We start from the raw sequence: 19,173 nt of genomic DNA on the forward strand, positions 1-19,173 counted from the left end.
GCGCACCGGCGGCGACCCGGCAGCGGCCCCGCGGCGCCCCGCCGGGCCGGGAGCGGGGCGGCCCGCCGCCCCCGGTTGGCATATGTCCGAACGCGGTCCGACCAGTCAGACAACACTCCCGGCGGCGACACACGACGTACCCTTGGGGGGTGACCGACGCCGTAGCCTCCATCCCCGAAGAGACCGCCCCGGTACCGCTCCTCGAGCCCAGGGACGGACTCCCACCGGTGGTGGCGGACGAAGCGGCCCTCGCCGCCGTCGTCGAGGGCTTCCGCGGCGGCACCGGGCCGGTCGCCGTCGACGCCGAGCGGGCCTCCGGCTACCGCTACGGCCAGCGCGCCTACCTGATCCAGCTGCGCCGCCAGGGCGCGGGCACCGCGCTGATCGACCCGATCGCCTGCCCCGACCTGACCGGCCTGAACGCCGCGCTCGCCGACGCCGAGTGGGTCGTGCACGCCGCCACCCAGGACCTGCCCTGCCTGTTCGAGGTGGGCATGCACCCCGGTGTGCTGTTCGACACCGAGCTGGCCGGCCGGCTCGCCGGGTTCCCCAGGGTCGGCCTCGGCCCGATGACCGAGAACGTGCTGGGTCTGTCGCTGGCCAAGGAGCACTCCGCGGTCGACTGGTCCACCCGCCCGCTGCCCGAACCCTGGCTGCGCTACGCCGCGCTGGACGTCGAGGTGCTGGTCGACCTGCGGGACGCGCTGGAGGCCGAGCTCGACCGGCAGGGCAAACTCGACTGGGCGCACCAGGAGTTCGCCGCGCTGGCCGCCGCTCCCCCGCCCTCCCCCCGGGTCGACCCGTGGCGGCGCACCTCCCAGCTGCACAAGGTCCGCCGCCGCCGGCAGCTGGCCGTGGTCCGCGAGCTGTGGCTCGCCCGGGACCGGATCGCCCGTGAGCGGGACGTCTCCCCCGGCCGGGTGCTGGCCGACGCCGCCATCGTGAACGCCGCGCTCGCCATGCCCGCCAACGCGCCCGCGCTGATCGCCGTGCAGGGCTTCGGCCCCCGGGTGAACCGCCGCCAGCTCGAGCAGTGGCTGACCGCGATCGAGCGCGCCCGCGAGCTGCCCGAGTCCGCGCTGCCGCCGGCCACCGCCCCGCACGACGGGCCGCCGCCGCCGCGCGCCTGGGCCGAGAAGGACCCGGTCGCCGCGGCCCGGCTCAGCGGCGCCCGGGCCGCCGTCACCGCGCTCGCCGAGCAGCACCACCTGCCCGCGGAGAACCTGATCACCCCCGACCTGGTCCGCCGGGTCTCCTGGGAGCCCCCGGCCCACCCGGACGCCGACGCGGTCGCCGCGGCCCTGCGCGCCATGGGGGCCCGGGCCTGGCAGACCGAGCTGGTCGCGCCCGTCATGGCGACGGCGTTCCGGACGGCGGCGGAGGGCTAGGACGGGCCGGGGACGGGCCGGGCGGCGTGACCGCCCTCACGGTCCTTGCCCGGCGTTGTTACTCGCGGGTAGATTGGTGAGCGCAGCAGCGCCGATCCTGGGCGCGCTCATCGTCATGTCCCCCTGGGAGGAGAGCCCCCGTGCCTCGTACCGCGAGGGACGTCGTCTTCGTCGACGGCGTCCGCACCCCGTTCGGCAAGGCCGGCCCGAAGGGCATCTACCACGAGACCCGCGCCGACGACCTGGTCGTCAAGTGCATCCGTGAACTGGTGCGCCGCAACCCGAGCCTGCCCGTCGAGCGGATCGACGAGGTCGCCGTCGCCGCGACCACCCAGATCGGTGACCAGGGGCTGACCATCGGCCGCACCGCCGCGCTGCTCTCCGGCCTGCCGAAGTCGGTGCCGGGCTACGCGATCGACCGGATGTGCGCCGGTGCGATGACCGCCGTCACCACCACCGCGGGCGGCATCGCCTTCGGCGCGTACGACGTCGTGGTGGCCGGCGGTGTCGAGCACATGGGGCGGCACCCGATGGGCGAGGGCGTGGACCCGAACCCGCGGTTCGTCTCGGAGAAGCTGGTCGACGAGTCCGCCCTGTTCATGGGCATGACGGCGGAGAACCTGCACGACCGCTTCCCGCACATCACCAAGGAGCGCTGCGACGCGTTCGCGGTCCGCTCGCAGGAGAAGGCCGCCAAGGCGTACGCCAACGGCGACATCCAGCCGGACCTGGTGCCGATCGCGGTCCGCAACACCAACCCCGAGGTCGGCGAGACCGGTTGGGGCCTGGCCACGGTGGACGAGCCGATGCGCCCGGGCACCACGATGGAGTCGCTGGCGGGCCTGAAGACCCCGTTCCGCCCGCACGGCAACGTGACCGCGGGCAACGCGGCCGGCCTGAACGACGGCGCCACCGCCTCGCTGCTGGCCGCCGAGGACGTGGCCCGCGAGCTGGGCCTGCCGGTCAAGATGCGCCTGGTCAGCTACGCGTTCGCGGGCGTCGAGCCCGAGGTGATGGGCATCGGCCCCGTCCCGGCGACCGAGAAGGCGCTGGCCAAGGCCGGCCTGACCATCGAGGACATCGGCGCGTTCGAGGTCAACGAGGCCTTCGCCGTGCAGGTGCTGGCGTTCCTGGACCACTACGGCATCGCGGACGACGACGAGCGGGTCAACCCGTACGGCGGCGCGATCGCGTTCGGCCACCCGCTGGCCTCCTCGGGCGTGCGCCTGATGACCCAGCTGGCCCGCCGCTTCGAGCAGCGTCCGGACGTCCGCTACGGCATCACCACCATGTGCATCGGCTTCGGCATGGGCGGCACCGTCATCTGGGAGAACCCCCACTTCGAGGGTGGTAAGTGACCATGAGCACCACTGAACTGCTGCAGCGCGCCGCCGGGCTGTTCCCCGGCGAGGTCGTCACCACCGCGCACGTGCGCCACCTGGACCTGCCGCTGCGGGCCGGCAAGCTGGCCCTGATCACCCTGGACAACGGCTTCGACCACACCAAGCCGACCACCTTCGGCCCGGGCTCGCTGGCCAAGCTGTCCGAGGCGCTGGACCAGGTCGAGGCGGAGGCCGCCGCGGGCAAGGTGGTCGCGGTCGCCGTCACCGGCAAGCCGTTCATCTTCGCGGTCGGCGCCGACCTCAAGGGCGTCGAGCTGCTCAAGGAGCACTCCGACGCGCTGGCCATCGGCAAGGGCGGCCACGACGTCTTCAAGCGGATCGCCGCGCTGCCCGTCCCGTCCTTCGCGTTCTACAACGGCGCGGCGATGGGCGGCGGCGTCGAGGTCGGCCTGCACTGCACCTACCGCACCGTCAGCGCGGGCGTCCCGGCGTTCTCGCTGCCCGAGGTCTTCCTCGGCCTGGTGCCCGGCTGGGGCGGCTGCACCCTGCTGCCGAACCTGATCGGCCCCGCCAAGGCGGTCAAGGTCATCATCGAGAACTCGATGGCCCAGAACAAGCAGCTCAGGGGCAAGGACGTCTTCGAGCTCGGCATCGCGGACGCGATCTTCGAGCCGGCCGACTTCCTCGAGCAGTCGCTGCTGTGGACCGCCAAGGTGCTCACCGGCGACGTGGTCGTCGAGCGCGAGGAGTTCGACCGCGGCAAGGCGTGGGACGACGCCGTGCTGTGGGGCCGCTGGGTCGCCGACGCCAAGGTGCACGGCGCCGCCCCGGCCGCCTACAAGGCGCTGGACATCATCCAGCAGGTCAAGGACGGCGACCTGCAGGCCGGCTTCGACGCCGAGGACGCGGCGCTCGCCGACCTGATCATGAGCGGCGAGCTGCGCTCCGGGATCTACGCCTTCAACCTGGTGCAGCGCCGCGCCAAGCGGCCGTTCGGCGCACCGGACAAGTCGCTGGCCCGCCCGGTCTCCAAGGTCGGCGTGGTCGGCGCCGGCCTGATGGCCTCCCAGCTGGCGCTGCTGTTCGCCCGCCGGCTGGAGGTGCCGGTGGTGCTCACCGACATCGACCAGGCCCGGATCGACAAGGGCGTGGGCTACGTCCACGGCGAGATCGACAAGCTGCTCGACAAGGGTCGGATCGGCAAGGACAAGGCCAACAAGCTCAAGGGCCTGGTCTCCGGGCACCTCGACAAGGCCGTCGCGTTCGGCGACGCGGACTTCGTGATCGAGGCCGTGTTCGAGGAGATGGGCGTCAAGCAGAAGGTGTTCGCGGAGCTGGAGGCGGTGGTCTCGCCGACCGCCGTGCTGGCCACCAACACCTCCTCGCTGTCGGTCACCGAGATGGCCTCCAAGCTCCAGCACCCGGAGCGCGTGGTCGGCTTCCACTTCTTCAACCCGGTCGCCATCCTGCCGCTGCTGGAGATCGTCCGGGCCGAGCAGACCGACGACGCCTCGCTGGCCACCGCGTTCGGGGTCGCCAAGAAGCTGAAGAAGACCGCGGTGCTCACCAAGGACGCCCCGGCGTTCGTGGTCAACCGCATCCTGACCCGCTTCATGGGCGAGATCCAGAACATCATCGACGAGGGCACCCCGTTCGAGACCGTCGAGGCCGCGGTGAAGCCGCTCGGCCTGCCGATGTCCCCGATCGCCCTGCTCGAACTGGTCGGCCCGGCCATCGCCCTGCACGTCTCCGAGACCCTGCACGGCGCGTTCCCGGAGCGGTTCTCCGTCTCCGCGAACCTCGGCAAGGTCGTCGAGGCCGGCAAGCGCGGCTTCTACGTCTGGCAGGACGGCGCGCAGGTCCTCGACCCCGAGGTGCTGGCGCTGCTCTCCTTCGGCGACAGCGTCCTCACCGAGGAGCAGGTGCGCGCCCGCGCGCTGGAGGCCGTCGCCCAGGAGATCGGCCTGATGCTGGACGAGGGCGTGGTCGGCGAGGCCCAGGACATCGACCTCTGCATGATCACCGGGGCCGGCTGGCCCTTCCACCTCGGCGGCATCACCCCGTACCTCGACCGCGAGGGCGTCTCCGAGCGCGTCAACGGCAAGAAGTTCCTGGCCCCCGGCCTGGCTTCGGTCCCCGCCTGACGCAGCAGCGCACGGCCGCCGGGCGGCGCCCCCTTCCACCGGGGGTGCCGCCCGGCGGCCTTTCTGTATGCTGCCGGTCTTTCCGGATGCAGGGGGGCGTGGGGCGCGTGCTGGTGCTGGTGCACGGCGGGCTGTGGGACGAGGCGGTGGACGCGGCGGCGTTCTGGGAGCGGCCCGGGGTGGTCGACGGCCTGCGCGCGGCCGGGGCCGCCGTGCTGGCGCCCGACCGGGCGATGCGGGCCGGGAGCTGGGCGGCCGAGGCGGAGCACCTCGCGGCGGCCCTGCCGGCCGGGCCGCCGGTCGTCCTGGTCGGCGGCTCCAACGGCTGCTCGGCGGCCCTCCGGCTGGCCCTGGCCGCGCCGGACCGGGTCCGGGCCCTGGTGCTGGCCTGGCCCGCCACGGCGGGCGACGAGCGGCTGGACGGGCGGATCCGGGCGGCCGCGCCGGAGGCGGCCGGGCTGCTGGCGGGCGGGACGCTGCGCGGCGCCGCCGACGCCGAACTCGCCGGGCTGCGGCTGCCGGTGGCGGTCCTCCCCGCCGTCCCGGAGAACCCCGTCCACCGGCGCCGCACGGCGGACGCGCTGCTGGCGCTGGTCCCCGGCGCGGTGGAGCTGCCGGGGTGCCCGGAGCCGCCGCACCCGGCCTTCCGGCCGGAGCCGCTGGTCGCCGCGCTCGTCGGCTTCGCCGGGTAGTCCGCGGCCTCGCCGCGCGCTCCGGGCGGCGGGGCCCTCCTGGCGGGGCCCTCGTGGCGGGGACGCGAGGTGGCCGGGGGCACCGGCGGCGGGGCGCTACTTCTTCTTGAGGCGGTAGATCACCGTGTCGCCCGTGACGCCGACGACCTCGTAGTAGGTGTTGAGCAGGCTGGCGATGCGCGGGACCTTGTCCGGCTGGTAGGGGGCGGTGCCGGAGTCGTCGACGAAGACCTCGGGGAGGCCGTTGGCGGAGATCTCGTTGTCGAAGGTCTGCCAGGCGTCGGAGACGGAGTACTGCTCGCCGACCTTCTCGGCGCCCTTGCCGCCGCTGAAGTTGGTGAGGAAGCCCGCGGTGAGGTAGCGGCTGGCGGGGCGGCGGTCGGCGAGCCAGTAGAGCTCGGGGTGCATGCCCCAGACCAGGACGGTGTCCTTGGGGGTGGTCTGGGCGGCGACGGCGGTGGCGACCTCGGTGGTCTGGGTGAGGCGCTGGCCGGGCCAGAAGACCGCGAGGGCGCAGAAGACGCTGCTGGCGAGGGCGGAGTAGGCGACCACGGGGCGCCAGGGCACGGCGGAGGTGGCGACCGCGCCGACGCCGAGCAGGACCAGCGGGGGCATCAGCTGGAGGTAGTAGTGGCCGAAGAAGTGGAAGCCGACCGAGACGGCGACCGCGGAGGAGAGCAGCCAGACCCAGAGGTCGGCGGTGGAGCCGCGCTCGGGGCCGCGGGCGGGGACGGGTCTGCGGCGGCGGCGCAGCCACAGGCGGTGGGCGTAGGGCAGCAGGAAGGCGAGCCCGGCGCTCAGCAGGATCGCCGAGTTGCCGAGGGCGCGGCCGAGCATCTGCGGCCAGTTGGAGCCGAGCACGGCGTAGTCGCCGGAGCCGGTGACGACCCAGAACAGGAAGCCCTTGGGCTTGGTGAGGATGGCGGCGACCAGCGCTATCGGCAGGGCGAAGCCGAAGCCGATCTTGGCGAGGGCCGGCGGCCAGGGGACGCCGCGGCGGCGGGTGTCCTGGAGCAGCATCCAGAGCACCGGGAGCATCACGGCGCCGCCGGTCTGCTTGGTGAGCGAGCAGAGGGCGACGGCGATGCCGGCGGCCAGCCAGCGGCGGCGCTCCGCGTAGCGGAAGGCCAGCACCATGGCGGGCAGCATGAAGACTTCGAAGGTGGCGGCCTGGGTGTCCTCCGGGGAGAGCCCGATGGACACCAGCAGGTAGAAGGCGCCGGCGTAGCGGCCGGCCCGGTCGCCCCAGCGGCCGCGGGCGATGGAGGCGAGCAGGACGGCGGTGGCCAGGTGGGCGCCGATCGCCAGGGCGCGCAGCGGCCAGAGCGAGACCGAGCCGAAGAGCGCGAAGCAGGCCTCGTACAGCCAGGGCAGCAGCGGGGGCTTGCGGTCGACGACGGTGTCGTAGAGGACGCCGCCGTCGGCGAGCATCCGGGCCTGGGTGGCCAGGTAGCCCTCGTCGGGGCTCCACACCGGGCGGAGGAAGGAGGGGACGTGGGTGGCGGTGGCCAGGACCGCGAGCAGCGGGACCAGTCTGGTCCAGTACCCGGCCCGGACGTGCCCGCGGAGGCGGTCGGCGAGGGCGCGGGGGCTGCTCGTGGCGGTGTTGGGCACGGGTGACAACCTACCGGGCGCGAACGGGCGGAGGAGTGCCAGCCCAGGAATGAGTGTGACGGTCCGACAATAGCCGCACCGCCGGGAGCCGTCGGTGCGGCTCCCGGGCGGTGCGTCCACGGAGGTTCCGGAGGGTCAGCTCCGGGCGAAGGAACGGGCGCTGACCAGTGCTTCGATCTTCGCGGCGACGGCCGGGCCGGTGAGCCCGATCTCCGCCATGATCTCGGCCCGCGAGGCGTGGTCGAGGAACTCCTGCGGGATGCCGAAGTCCCGCAGCGGGACGTCCACGTCGGCGTCGCGCAGCGCCTGGGCGACCGCGGAGCCGACGCCGCCGGCCCGGCCGTTGTCCTCGACGGTGACCACCAGGCGGTGCTGGGCGGCCAGGCCGGGCAGCGCGGCGTCCACCGGCTTGACCCAGCGCGGGTCGACCACGGTGCTGGTGATGCCGCGCTCGGCGAGCAGCGCGGCGGCCTCCAGGCAGAGCGGGGCCATCGCGCCGATCGAGACGATCAGCACGTCGGCGGCCTCGTCCGCGGAGCCGTCCGCGGGGCGGTGCAGCACGTCCATGCCGCCGACCTGGCCGACGGCGGGCACCGCCGGGCCGACGCTGCCCTTGGAGTAGCGGACCACGGTGGGGGCGTCGTCGACCTCGACGGCCTCGCGCAGCTGCAGCCGGACCTGCTCGGCGTCGCGCGGGGCGGCCAGCCGCAGGCCGGGGACGACCTGCAGGATCGACATGTCCCACATGCCGTTGTGCGAGGCGCCGTCGGTGCCGGTGACGCCGGCCCGGTCGAGCACGAAGGTGACGCCGAGCCTGTGCAGGGCGACGTCCATCAGCACCTGGTCGAAGGCCCGGTTCAGGAAGGTCGCGTAGACCGCGACCACCGGGTGCAGGCCGTTGGTGGCCAGGCCGGCCGCGCAGACCGCGGCGTGCTGCTCGGCGATGCCGACGTCGAAGATCCGCTCCGGGTACGCCTTGGCGAACGGGGCCAGGCCGACGGGGTGCAGCATCGCGGCGGTGATCGCCACGATGTCGCGGCGCTCGCGGCCGAGCGCGACCATCTCCTCGCCGAACACCGACGTCCAGTCCTTGCCGGCGGTCTTCACCGGCAGGCCGGTGTCGGGGTGGATCACGCCGACCGCGTGGAAGCGGTCCTCGTCGTTGTTCTCGGCGGCGTGGTAGCCGCGGCCCTTCTCGGTGATGCAGTGCACGATGACCGGGCCGCCGAAGCCGCGCGCCTTGGTGAAGGCGGACTCCAGGGCCTGCAGGTCGTGGCCGTCGATCGGGCCGATGTACTTGAGGCCGAGGTCCTCGAACATGCCCTGCGGGGCGATGAAGTCCTTCAGGCCCTTCTTGGCGCCGTGCAGGGTGTCGAACATCGCCTGGCCGACCACCGGGGTGCGCTGCAGCGCGTCCTTGCCCCAGGACAGGAAGCGCTCGTAGCCCTGGGTGGTGCGCAGCGTGGAGAGGTGGTTGGCGAGGCCGCCGATGGTCGGCGAGTAGGACCGCTCGTTGTCGTTGACCACGATGACGACCGGCAGGTCGCGGCTGTCGGCGATGTTGTTGAGCGCCTCCCAGGCCATGCCGCCGGTGAGCGCGCCGTCGCCGATCACGGCGACCACCGGGCGGTCGTGGTGGCCCTGGATCTTGTTCGCCTTGGCCAGGCCGTCGGCGTAGCCGAGGACGGTGGAGGCGTGCGAGTTCTCGATCACGTCGTGCTCGGACTCGGCGCGCGAGGGGTAGCCGGACAGGCCGCCCTTCATCTTGAGCCGGGAGAAGTCCTGGCGGCCGGTCAGCAGCTTGTGGACGTAGCTCTGGTGGCCGGTGTCGAAGAGGATCCGGTCGCGCGGGGAGTCGAAGACCCGGTGCATCGCCAGCGTGAGCTCGACCACGCCGAGGTTGGGGCCGAGGTGGCCGCCGGTCTTGGAGACCTCCTCCACCAGGAAGCCGCGGATCTCCTCGGCGAGCGCCGACAGCTGCGCGGGCGTGAGTCGATCGAGATCGCGCGGTCCCCGAATGCGGGTCAGCAGGGCCACCCGTTCCTCCTCGTCCAAGTTCTCGCGCCCGCATGGGCCCGGAGGGCGTACGCCCCGCTCGAGTCTAATGTCCATTACCGGCCCGTAGTGCGGGGGGCAACCCGACCAGCTCTTCGGGTGGCCGGGTGCCGAACGCGCCGGACCGCGCGGCCGGGCCCTGGTATGGGGCGCCGGTCGCGCGGTCCGGGGTGGGGCCGGGGGGTCAGCCGCGGCCGTGGGACTTCTGGGTGCGGCGGGAGACCGAGTCCAGGACCACCGCGGCGAGCAGCACCGCGCCGGTGATCATGTACTGGATGGCCTGCTGGGCGTGGATCATGTCCAGACCGGTGGTGATGGACTGGATGACCAGGATGCCGAGCAGCGCCGACCAGGTCTTGCCGCGGCCGCCGAAGAGGCTGGTGCCGCCGATGACGGCGGCGGCGATGGCGCTCATCAGCACGTTGCCGCTGCCCAGCGCCTTGTCCGCGGAACCCTGCTGGGAGGCGATGAACAGGCCGCCGAGGCCGGCCAGGCCGGCCGAGATCATGAAGACCGAGATCCGGACCCAGGCGACGTTGATGCCCGCGCGGCGGGCCGCCTCGATGCCGCCGCCGACCGCGAAGATCTGCCGGCCGTAGCCGGTGCGGCGGAGCACGAAGTCGGCCAGCGCGACGATGCCGACGAAGATCACCAGCGGCAGCGGCAGGCCGCGGTCCTGGTTGAGCATGTAGGCGGCGATCAGGACCAGGACGCCGATCACGCCGGTGCGCAGCGCGATCTCGCTCATCGGGCGGGCCGGCAGGTTGGCGGCGCTGCGGCGGCGGGAGTCGAACAGCTGGCCGGCCGCGAACAGCACGATGGTGGCGAGCGCGAACAGCCAGGCCCAGATGACGTCGCCGTCGCCCAGGAAGTAGGTGTCCAGGTTGGCGACCACGCCGTCCATCGGGTTGTTGACGGTGCCGAGGTTGCCCAGGACGAGCATCTGCAGGCCGTTCCAGGCCAGCATGCCGGCCAGTGTGACCACGAAGGCCGGGACGCCGATCTTGGCGAAGAAGTAGCCGTGCAGGGCGCCGATGGCGACCGCGGCGGCTATCGCCAGCACGATGGCGAGCCACTCGTTCAGGCCCTGGCGGACCGAGAGCACCGAGGTGATGGCGGCGGTGGCGCCGGCCACCGAGCCGAGCGAGAGGTCGATCTCGCCGAGCAGCAGCACGAACACCACGCCGACCGCGATCAGGCCGGGGCCCGCGATCCACTTGGTGATGTTGGTGAGGTTGTCGGCGTTGAGGAAGGTGCCGGTCTTGATCTGGAAGATCGCGGCGATCACGATCAGGCCGACGACCACCGGCAGCGAGCCGAGCTCGCCGCTGCGGATCTTGCGGGTGAACTCGTCGAAGTAGCCGGCTAGGCCCTCCTTGCGGACCAGCAGGCGCGGGTCCACCGCGGGGGAGACGGGCGGGGTGGTGGGGGTCTCGGTGCTCACTTGGCTTCCTCCGCGATTCGAGCCTGACGGCGGGTCACCGCGTTGTCGGTGGCTCCGGTGATGGCGGAGATGATCTCCTCGTGCGAGGTGCTGGCGACCTCGAAGCTGCCGTTGTTGCGGCCCAGCCGGAGCACCGCGACGGTGTCCGCGACGGCCTTCACGTCGGCCATGTTGTGGCTGATCAGGATCACGCCGAGGCCGCGCTGGCGGAGCCGCTCGACCAGGTCCAGGACCTGGGCGGTCTGCTCGACGCCGAGGGCGGCGGTGGGCTCGTCCAGGATGACGATCTTCGGGTCGCCGACCAGGGCGCGGGCGATGGCCACGACCTGGCGCTGGCCGCCGGAGAGCGAGGCGATCGGGATCCGGACGCTGGGGATGCGGATCGACAGGGTGTCGAGGAGCTCGCGGGCGCGCTTCTCCATGGCGACCTCGTCCAGGGTGCCGAAGCGCTTGAGCTCGCGGCCGAGGAACAGGTTGCCGACCACGTCGAGGTTGTCGCAGAGCGCGAGGTCCTGGTAGACGGTGGCGACGCCCAACTGCTGGGCGTCCTGGGGGCGGTTGATGTTGACCGCCTTGCCCTCCCACTCGATGACGCCCTCGTCGATCGGGTGGACGCCCGCGATGGTCTTCACCAGGGTGGACTTACCGGCACCGTTGTCGCCGACCAGGGCGACGACCTCGCCCGCGTGGACCTCCAGATGCACGTCGGTGAGTGCCTGGACGGCACCGAAGCGCTTGGAGACCCCGCGCAACGCCAGTACGGGTGCGCCTGTCACGTGAACCAACTCCTTGAGTCCCGTGCCGGACCTGACGTTTCCGGCACGGCCGTCCCGCGCGCCGGGCCGGGCACGCGGGGTAGTGCTGTGGGTGAAGCGGTGCGGGCGGGGGCTCCCGTGTGGTCAGGGAGCCCCCGCCCGGCGGGTGTTACTGCAGGCCGGCCGCGGTGCAGGCGGCGGCGAAGTCGGCGGTGCAGATGTCCGCGACCTTGTAGAGGTTGTCGGCGATCACGGTGTCCTTGATGTTCGCCTTGGTGACGACCTTGGGCTCGAGCAGCTGGGCCGGGATGCCCTTGTCGGTGTCGCTGTCGATGGTCGAGGTGGCGACGGACTTGATGTCCTTGCCCTGCAGCAGGTTGACGGCGAGCTGCGCGGCCGAGTCGGCCAGCGGCTTGTAGGCCTTGTAGATGGTGTAGGCCTGGTCGCCGGAGACCAGTCGCTGGATGGCGTCGAGGCCCGCGTCCTGGCCGCCGACCGGGACGTTGATGCCCTGGGACTTCAGCTGGGTGATGATCGCGGCGGCCATGCCGTCGTTGGCGGAGTAGACGGCCTGGAAGCCGTCCTTGCCGAGCTGGGTGATGGCGGCGCCGACCTTCTGGCCCGCGACGGTGGGCTTCCACTCACCGCTCTGCTCGTAGACGATCTTCTTGACCTTGCCGTCCAGCACCTTGTGGGCACCGGCCTTGAACTTGCCGGCGTTCGGGTCGGCGTCGTCACCGTTGATCATCACGACGTTGGCGTCGGCGGCCTTGGCGCCCAGCGCGTCGACCAGGGCCTGGCCCTGGAGCTCGCCGACCTTCTCGTTGTCGAAGGAGACGTACGCGGAGACCGGGCCGGTGGCCAGGCGGTCGTACGCGATGACCTTGACGCCCTTGCCGGCCGCCTCGGTGACCCACGCCTGGGTCGACTTGGCGTCGAAGGCGTCCAGGATGATCACCTTGACGCCCTGGGCGATCAGGGTGTCGAACTGCTGCTTCTGCTTCGCGGCGGAGCCCTCGGCGTTGTTGTACTCGACCTTGCAGTCGGCGCAGAGTTCCTTGACCTTGGCCTCGATGAACGGCTTGTCGAAGGACTCGTAGCGGGTGGAGGACGCGTTCTCCGGGAGCAGCAGGCCGATCGACTTGTTGTCGCCCGAGGCCGCGCTGTCCTTCTTGTCGCTGCCGGCCTTGCCGCAGGCGGCCATGGTCAGCGCCATCGAGACGGCGACGGTACCGACGGCGACGCGACGCATCATTGCGTTCATGGTGGGGGGAGCCTCCCTGACAGAGCCGCGAACATTGCGGCGAGGTGGGCAGGAGTCAACCCCGTGACGGAGCTTGTCGTCAATAAGTAAAACCTGAGGCCCGGTGATTCAAACCCTTTCGTTATCTTCCTGAAGGCTCACCCGATACCGAGCGAGCCTCCGGGGCCCCCTCCGCGGGGGTCAGAGCACCCCGCTCTCCCCCATCTCGCTCATCACCAGGGCCAGCGCTCCGAGCACCTCGGCCCGGCCGCCGAGCGTCCCCGGAACCACCGACAACTGCCGGGCGGCACTGGGGATCGCGTACCGTGCCACCGAGTCCCGGATCGGCGAAAGCACCAGCTCACCGGCCTCGGCCAGGTCTCCGCCGAGGATCACCCGGCGCGGATTGAGCAGGTTGCACAGGGTGGCCACGCCCATCCCGATCTGCCGGCCCGCGTCGGCGATCACCCGGCGGCAGCCCAGGTCGCCCTGCTGGGCCAGCTGCACCACCTTGCTGAGGCTCAGCTCACCGGGGTGGTTGGCGTTCAAGAGGTTGAGCAGGTAGCGGGAGCCCACGAAGGTCTCCAGGCAGCCCCGGTTGCCGCAGCGGCACACCGGCCCCGCCTCGTCCAGCACAATGTGCCCGATCTCGCCGGCGGTGCCGCCCGGGCCCCGGTAGATCTGGCTGTTGATCACCAGGCCGGAGCCGACGCCGCTGGCCACCTTGATGTACGCCAGGTCGCCCAGGCCCCGCCCGGCGCCCCAGACCAGCTCGCCCAGCGCGCCCAGGTTGGCGTCGTTGTCCACGTGCACCGGCATGCCCAGCCGCTGGGCCAGCTCCTGGCCGGGCGTCACCCCGGTCCAGCCCGGCAGGATCGCGGTCGAGCCGAGCGCCCCGGTCTCCACGTCGATCGGGCCCGGCACGCCCAGGCCCACCCCGATCACCTTGTCGGCCGGGAAGCCGGCCTGGGTCAGCAGCCGCTCCACCATCCGCTCGGCCCGGTCGAAGCCCTGCTGCGCGGAGACGTCCACGTCCAGCGGCTCGCTCTCCTCGGCCAGCACCCGGTGCGCCAGGTTGCCGACCGCCACCCGCAGGTGGGTGTGGCCGAAGTCCACACCGACCACGATCCCGGCGTCCCCGCTCAGCGACACGCTGCGCGCCCGCCGCCCGCCAGAGGAGGTGTCGGCCACCACCACGGTGCCGGACTCCTTGAGCTCGCGGACGATGTTGGACACCGTCGCGGCCGACAGCCCCGTGCCCCGGGCGATCTCCGCCTGGGTCAGCGATCCGGCCATCCGCACGGCTCGCAGCACCCGCTCGAGATTCGCCCGGTGCAGCGAGGACTGCGATCCCGGTGTGTCCGTCGACATGTTCCACCCTCCAGGGCGCACTTGCTGTTCGTGAGAAGTTCAGCTTCAACTTCTGAACTCTATGCTCCGGTACTGCTCGGAGGGGGAGTCAAGCCCGAACACGGATCGTTACGCGCATGGGAGGATTCCCGGTAACCCCAGCCCTGACGAAGGAGTCCTGCGAGTGCCTGGCACCAACTTGACCCGTGAGGAGGCCCGCACCCGGGCCGCACTCCTGGCCGTGGACGCGTACGAGATCGAGCTCGACCTGAGCTCCGCGCGCGAGGGCGGCACCTTCCGGTCCACCACCGTGGTCCGGTTCACCGCCACCGAACCCGGCTCCTCCACCTTCATCGACCTGGTCGCCCCCGCCGTCTCCGAGATCGTCCTCAACGGCCGCGCCCTGCCCCTGGAGAACTTCGCCGACAGCCGGATCGAGCTGCCCGGCCTGGCCGCCGAGAACGAGCTCCGGGTGGTCGCCGACTGCGCCTACACCAACACCGGCGAGGGACTGCACCGCTTCGTCGACCCCGCCGACGGCGAGACCTACCTCTACACCCAGTTCGAGGTCCCGGACGCCCGCCGCGTCTTCGCCAGCTTCGAACAGCCCGACCTGAAGGCCACCTTCGCCTTCACCGTCACCGCCCCCGCCGGCTGGGTCGTGGTCTCCAACTCCCCCACCCCCGAGCCCGCCGGCGACGGCGACACCCGGGTGTGGACCTTCGAGCCCACCCCGCGGATGTCCACCTACATCACCGCGCTGGTGGCCGGCCCCTACGTCGGCGTGTTCGACAGCTACGACAACGGCTCGCAGCACGTCCCGCTGGGCGTGTACTGCCGCCCCTCGCTGCGCGAGCACCTGGACGCCGACGCGGTCTTCGCGGTGACCAAGCAGGGCTTCGACTACTTCCAGGAGAAGTTCGACTTCGCCTACCCGTTCGCCAAGTACGACCAGCTCTTCGTCCCGGAGTTCAACGCCGGCGCGATGGAGAACGCGGGCGCCGTCACCCTCCGCGACCAGTACGTGTTCCGCTCCAAGGTCACCGACGCCGCCTACGAGATGCGCGCCGCGACCGTCCTGCACGAGCTCGCCCACATGTGGTTCGGCGACCTCGTCACCATGGAGTGGTGGAACGACCTGTGGCTGAACGAGTCCTTCGCCACCTTCGCCGAGGTCGTCTGCCAGGCCGAGGCCCCCGGCTCCAAGTGGCCGCACTCCTGGACCACCTTCGCCAACCAGATGAAGACCTGGGCCTACCGGCAGGACCAACTGCCCTCCACCCACCCGATCATGGCGGAGATCAACGACCTGGAGGACGTCCAGGTCAACTTCGACGGCATCACCTACGCCAAGGGCGCCTCGGTGCTCAAGCAGCTGGTCGCCTACGTCGGCCAGGACGCCTTCTTCCAGGGCGTGCGCGCCTACTTCAAGCGCCACGCCTGGGGCAACACCCGCCTCGCCGACCTGCTCGGCGCCCTCGAGGAGGCCAGCGGCCGCGACCTGCGGACCTGGTCCAAGGCCTGGCTGGAGACCGCGGGCATCAACGTGCTGCGGCCCGAGCTGTCGGTCGCCGCGGACGGCACCGTCACCTCCTTCGCCGTCCTCCAGGAGGCCCCCGCGCTGCCCTCCGGCGCCCGCGGCGAGGCCGTGCTGCGCCCGCACCGGATCGCCGTCGGCCTGTACGAGCTCACCGACGGCAAGCTGGTGCGCACCGACCGGATCGAGCTCGACGTCGACGGCGAGCGCACCGAGGTCCCGCAGCTGGCCGGCCGGAAGCGGCCCGCCGTGCTGCTGCTCAACGACGACGACCTCTCCTACGCCAAGGTCCGGCTCGACGCCGACTCGCTGGCCGTCGTCACCGAGCACCTCGGCGACTTCGCCGACTCGCTGCCGCGCGCCCTGTGCTGGGCCTCCGCCTGGGACATGACCCGCGACGGCGAACTCGCCACCCGCGACTACCTCTCGCTGGCCCTCTCCGGCCTGCCCCGCGAGAGCGACATCGGCGTCGTCCAGTCCGTCCAGCGCCAGGTCAAGCTCGCCCTGGAGCTGTACGCCGACCCCGCCTGGCGCGAGACCGGCCTGCAGCGCTGGGCCGCCGCCGCGGAGGACGCCCTGCGCGCCGCCCCCGCCGGCAGCGACCACCAGCTCGCCTGGGCCCGCACGCTGGCCGGCGCCGCCCGCACCGACGGGCAGCTCGCGCTGCTCGCCGGACTGCTGGACGGCTCGGTCGGGATCGACGGCCTCGCCGTCGACACCGAACTGCGCTGGACCCTGCTGGCCCGGCTGGTCGCCACCGGGCGCGCCGACGAGGCGGCGATCGACGCCGAACTCGCCCGCGACAACACCTCCTCCGGCCAGGAGCACGCCGCCACCTGCCGGGCCGCCCGGCCCACCGCGGCGGCCAAGGCCGAGGCCTGGGCGTCGGTGGTCGACTCCGACACCCTGACCAACTACGTCCAGGAGGCCGTCATCGCCGGCTTCCAGCAGGCCGACCAGCGGGAGCTGCTGGCCGCCTACACCGAGAAGTACTTCGCCTCGGTCAAGCAGGTCTGGGAGACCCGCAGCCACGAGATCTCGCAGCAGATCATCGGCGGGCTCTACCCCTCGTACGCGGTCTCGCAGGCCACCCTCGACGCCACCGACGCCTGGCTCGCCGCGGCGGACCCGGCGCCGGCGCTGCGCCGCCAGGTCGTCGAGGCGCGGGCGGGCGTGGAGCGGGCGCTCAAGGCGCAGGCTGCCGACCGCTGACCGCTGACGCGGCGTCAGGGGCAGGACGGGCAGGGGTCGGAGGCGAGGGTTTCGCTTCCGGCCCCTGCGGCTTACTGCCCCCAGCCGCGCGGACTTGCCGGTGGGCTCCGGCCGGCAGCGGCATCGACCCGCCGTTCCCCGGGCCCCTGGCTACTGCCCTCCGAGGGTCACGGTGAAGGTGGTGCGGCCCGGGGCGCTGGTGAGGGTGACGGTGCCGTGGTGGGCGTGGACGACGGCCTGGACGATGGCGAGGCCGAGGCCGGTGGAGCCGGTGCGGCGGGAGCGGGCGCGGTCGCCGCGGGTGAAGCGGTCGAAGACGTGCGGGACGAGGTCCGGGGGGATGCCGGGGCCGTCGTCGGTGACGGTGAGGCGGCCGTCGGGGTCGAGGCGGAGGGTGACGGTGGTGCCGTCGGGGGTGTGGGTGCGGGCGTTGGCGAGCAGGTTGGTGACGACCTGGGCGAGGCGGTGCGGGTCGCCCTGGACGGTGACGGGTTCGGCGGGGAGTTCGAGCAGCCAGCGGTGGCCGGGGGCGGCGGCGCGGGCGTCGGCGGTGCAGTCGAGGGCGATCCGGGTGAGGTCGGTGTCCTGGACGGCGAGCGGGCGGCCGGCGTCGAGGCGGGCGAGCAGCAGCAGGTCCTCGACGATGGTGCCCATCCGGCGGGACTCGGCGCTGATCCGCTCCAGCGAGTGCCGGACGGGTTCGGGGACCGGGCCGGGGTGGCGGAGCGCGAGTTCGGCGTGGCCGCGGACGGTGGCGACGGGGTTGCGCAGTTCGTGGCTGGCGTCGGCGGCGAAGGCGCGCAGGCGCTCCTCGACGTTCTGGCGGCGGGTCAGGGCGTCCGCGACGTGGCCGAGCATCCGGTTGAGCGCGGTGCCGACCCGGCCGACCTCGGTGCCGGGGTCGTCGTCGGGGACGCGTTCGCCGAGGACGACGGCGCCGTTGGCGAGCGGGAGGGCGGAGACCCGTTCGGCGGTGGCGACGACCCGGTCGAGCGGGCGCAGGGCGATCCGGGCGGCGAGGGTGCCGGCGGCGGCGGCGACGGTGAGCGCGGCGGCGAAGACGATCAGTTCGATCAGCAGCAGGCGCTGCACGGTCTCGTCGACGGGGTGCAGCGGCAGGCCGGTGACCAGGGTGTCGCGGTCGTAGCCGGTGACGGCGACCGCCCGGTAGTGGCCGAGCGCGGAGAGGGTGAGGTCGCGGGGGCGGCCGTCGACGGGGAGGGCGCGCAGGGCGGCGGTGTCGGCGGGGTCGAGCGGGACGGCGGCGTCGGTGCCGCTGTCCTTGGCGAGCGGCACGGGGTCGTCGTCGCCGGGCGGGACGCCGCCGACCACGGCGGCGTGGGTGACGCCGCCGTCGACCAGCCGGGCGCCGAAGGTGCCGGGCGACTGGGCGCGGGTGTCGTGGCCGCCCTGGCCGGGGTGTTCGAGGCTGGCGGCGTAGCGGCCTCCGGAGGAGGAGAGCTGCTGGTCGAGGCGGTCGACCAGGAAGTGCCGGAGCGCCTCGCAGGTGGCGACGCCGATGCCGGCGCAGATCAGGGTGAGCAGGACCAGGACGCCGGCCACCAGGCGGGCCCGCAGGGTGCGGGGCCGCAGGGTGCGGGGGCGCAGGGTGCGGGGGCGCAGGGTGCGGGGGCGCAGGGCGGGGCGCTTCACCCGGAGGGCGGGGCGCCTCATCCGGTGGCCGCCCGCAGCACGTACCCGGCGCCGCGGACGGTGTGGATCATCGGGGGCCGGCCGGCGTCGATCTTGCGGCGCAGGTAGCTGATGTACAGCTCGACCACGTGGGCCTGGCCGCCGAAGTCGTAGGACCAGACGGCGTCCAGGATCTGGGCCTTGCTGAGCACCTGGCGGGGGTGCTCCATCAGGTAGCGCAGCAGGGCGAACTCGGTGGGGCTGAGGTCGACGGGTTCGCCGCCGCGGCCGGCCTCCCGGGTGGCGGGGTCGAGCCGCAGGTCGCCGACGGCGAGGGTGCCGGGGGCGGCCGGTCCGGGGGGTGCGGTGCGGCGGAGCAGGCCGCGCAGGCGGACCACCACCTCCTCCAGGCTGAACGGCTTGGTGACGTAGTCGTCGCCGCCCGCGCTGATCCCGGCGATCCGGTCCTCGACGGCGTCCCGGGCGGTGAGGAACAGCACCCGCACCTCGGGGTCGGTGGTGTGGACGCGGCGCAGCACCTCGAGGCCGTCGAAGTCGGGGAGCGTCACGTCGAGCACCATGGCGTGCGGGTGCCAGTCGTCGGCGGCGGCGACCGCGTCCAGGCCGCCGGTGACGCCGCGGGCCTGCCAGCCCTCGTAGCGCAGGGCGCCGCAGAGGACCTCGACCAGGTCGGGTTCGTCGTCGACCACCAGGACCCGCCAGGGGGTGTCCGCGTGCTGCATGCGTCCATTCTGCCGTTCCGG

At 72.8% G+C, this 19,173-nt stretch carries 13 protein-coding genes; 5 read left to right on the plus strand and 8 right to left on the minus strand.

Annotated elements, in window-relative coordinates; translation table 11 throughout:
- Positions 1–149 precede the first annotated feature (149 nt).
- The 4 genes from EDD39_RS33040 to EDD39_RS33055 all read left to right on the plus strand — a co-directional run bounded on the left by EDD39_RS33040 (position 150) and on the right by EDD39_RS33055 (position 5,567).
- Positions 150–1,388: an HRDC domain-containing protein gene (locus tag EDD39_RS33040; protein ID WP_123563067.1), complete on the plus strand. Its 1,239-nt coding sequence runs from the start codon at positions 150–152 to the stop codon at positions 1,386–1,388.
- A gap of 140 nt (positions 1,389–1,528) precedes the next feature.
- Complete coding sequence (locus tag EDD39_RS33045) at positions 1,529–2,746, plus strand: thiolase family protein (RefSeq protein ID WP_123563069.1); 1,218 nt, start codon at positions 1,529–1,531, stop codon at positions 2,744–2,746.
- Positions 2,747–2,748: 2 nt separating this feature from the next.
- A complete protein-coding gene (locus tag EDD39_RS33050; protein WP_123563071.1) occupies positions 2,749–4,875 on the plus strand; it encodes a 3-hydroxyacyl-CoA dehydrogenase NAD-binding domain-containing protein in 2,127 nt (708 codons plus the stop codon).
- A gap of 98 nt (positions 4,876–4,973) precedes the next feature.
- A complete protein-coding gene (locus EDD39_RS33055; protein WP_244257393.1) occupies positions 4,974–5,567 on the plus strand; it encodes an alpha/beta fold hydrolase in 594 nt (197 codons plus the stop codon).
- Between the two features lie 96 nt (positions 5,568–5,663).
- Here EDD39_RS33055 and EDD39_RS33060 read toward each other — a convergent pair whose 3' ends face one another.
- From EDD39_RS33060 to EDD39_RS33085, 6 genes are all read right to left on the minus strand, one after another.
- Positions 5,664–7,181 (minus strand): ArnT family glycosyltransferase, encoded by a 1,518-nt coding sequence (locus EDD39_RS33060; RefSeq protein WP_123563073.1) that lies wholly within the window; start codon positions 7,179–7,181, stop codon positions 5,664–5,666.
- A gap of 135 nt (positions 7,182–7,316) precedes the next feature.
- Positions 7,317–9,218, minus strand: a complete 1,902-nt coding sequence (dxs, locus tag EDD39_RS33065) for a 1-deoxy-D-xylulose-5-phosphate synthase (RefSeq protein WP_208765702.1) — start codon at positions 9,216–9,218, stop codon at positions 7,317–7,319.
- Positions 9,219–9,420: 202 nt separating this feature from the next.
- Positions 9,421–10,680: a sugar ABC transporter permease gene (locus tag EDD39_RS33070; protein WP_030459694.1), complete on the minus strand. Its 1,260-nt coding sequence runs from the start codon at positions 10,678–10,680 to the stop codon at positions 9,421–9,423.
- On the minus strand, positions 10,677–11,465 hold the full coding sequence (locus EDD39_RS33075; RefSeq protein ID WP_081966876.1) for an ATP-binding cassette domain-containing protein: 789 nt from the start codon (positions 11,463–11,465) through the stop codon (positions 10,677–10,679). The genes EDD39_RS33070 and EDD39_RS33075 overlap by 4 nt, the downstream gene beginning before the upstream one ends.
- Positions 11,466–11,604: 139 nt before the next feature.
- Entirely contained in the window at positions 11,605–12,699 is a 1,095-nt protein-coding gene (locus tag EDD39_RS33080) for a substrate-binding domain-containing protein (protein ID WP_123563077.1), read from the minus strand.
- 180 nt (positions 12,700–12,879) lie between these two features.
- Complete coding sequence (locus EDD39_RS33085; protein WP_030913555.1) at positions 12,880–14,049, minus strand: ROK family transcriptional regulator; 1,170 nt, start codon at positions 14,047–14,049, stop codon at positions 12,880–12,882.
- A 163-nt stretch (positions 14,050–14,212) separates the two neighbouring features.
- Between EDD39_RS33085 and pepN the strand changes: the two genes are divergently transcribed.
- On the plus strand, positions 14,213–16,777 hold the full coding sequence (gene pepN, locus EDD39_RS33090) for an aminopeptidase N (protein WP_123563080.1): 2,565 nt from the start codon (positions 14,213–14,215) through the stop codon (positions 16,775–16,777).
- A 150-nt stretch (positions 16,778–16,927) separates the two neighbouring features.
- Here the strand turns inward: pepN and EDD39_RS33095 are convergent, their stop codons facing one another.
- On the minus strand, positions 16,928–18,451 hold the full coding sequence (locus tag EDD39_RS33095) for a sensor histidine kinase (RefSeq protein ID WP_208765703.1): 1,524 nt from the start codon (positions 18,449–18,451) through the stop codon (positions 16,928–16,930).
- Positions 18,448–19,152 (minus strand): response regulator transcription factor, encoded by a 705-nt coding sequence (locus tag EDD39_RS33100; RefSeq protein WP_167518090.1) that lies wholly within the window; start codon positions 19,150–19,152, stop codon positions 18,448–18,450. Before EDD39_RS33100 ends, EDD39_RS33095 begins: the two co-directional genes overlap by 4 nt.
- Positions 19,153–19,173 lie beyond the last annotated feature (21 nt).

Origin of the sequence: Kitasatospora cineracea (assembly GCF_003751605.1) — a bacterium.
GTDB lineage: Bacteria > Actinomycetota > Actinomycetes > Streptomycetales > Streptomycetaceae > Kitasatospora > Kitasatospora cineracea.

What these genes read in the sequence shown, in the direction of transcription:
- EDD39_RS33050 (WP_123563071.1), top strand. Translation starts at nt 2,749, where the DNA reads ATGAGCACCACTGAACTGCTGCAGCGCGCCGCCGGGCTGTTCCCCGGC.
- EDD39_RS33080 (WP_123563077.1), bottom strand. Translation starts at nt 12,699, where the DNA reads ATGAACGCAATGATGCGTCGCGTCGCCGTCGGTACCGTCGCCGTCTCG.
- EDD39_RS33085 (WP_030913555.1), bottom strand. Translation starts at nt 14,049, where the DNA reads ATGTCGACGGACACACCGGGATCGCAGTCCTCGCTGCACCGGGCGAAT.
- EDD39_RS33095 (WP_208765703.1), bottom strand. Translation starts at nt 18,451, where the DNA reads ATGAGGCGCCCCGCCCTCCGGGTGAAGCGCCCCGCCCTGCGCCCCCGC.
- EDD39_RS33100 (WP_167518090.1), bottom strand. Translation starts at nt 19,152, where the DNA reads ATGCAGCACGCGGACACCCCCTGGCGGGTCCTGGTGGTCGACGACGAA.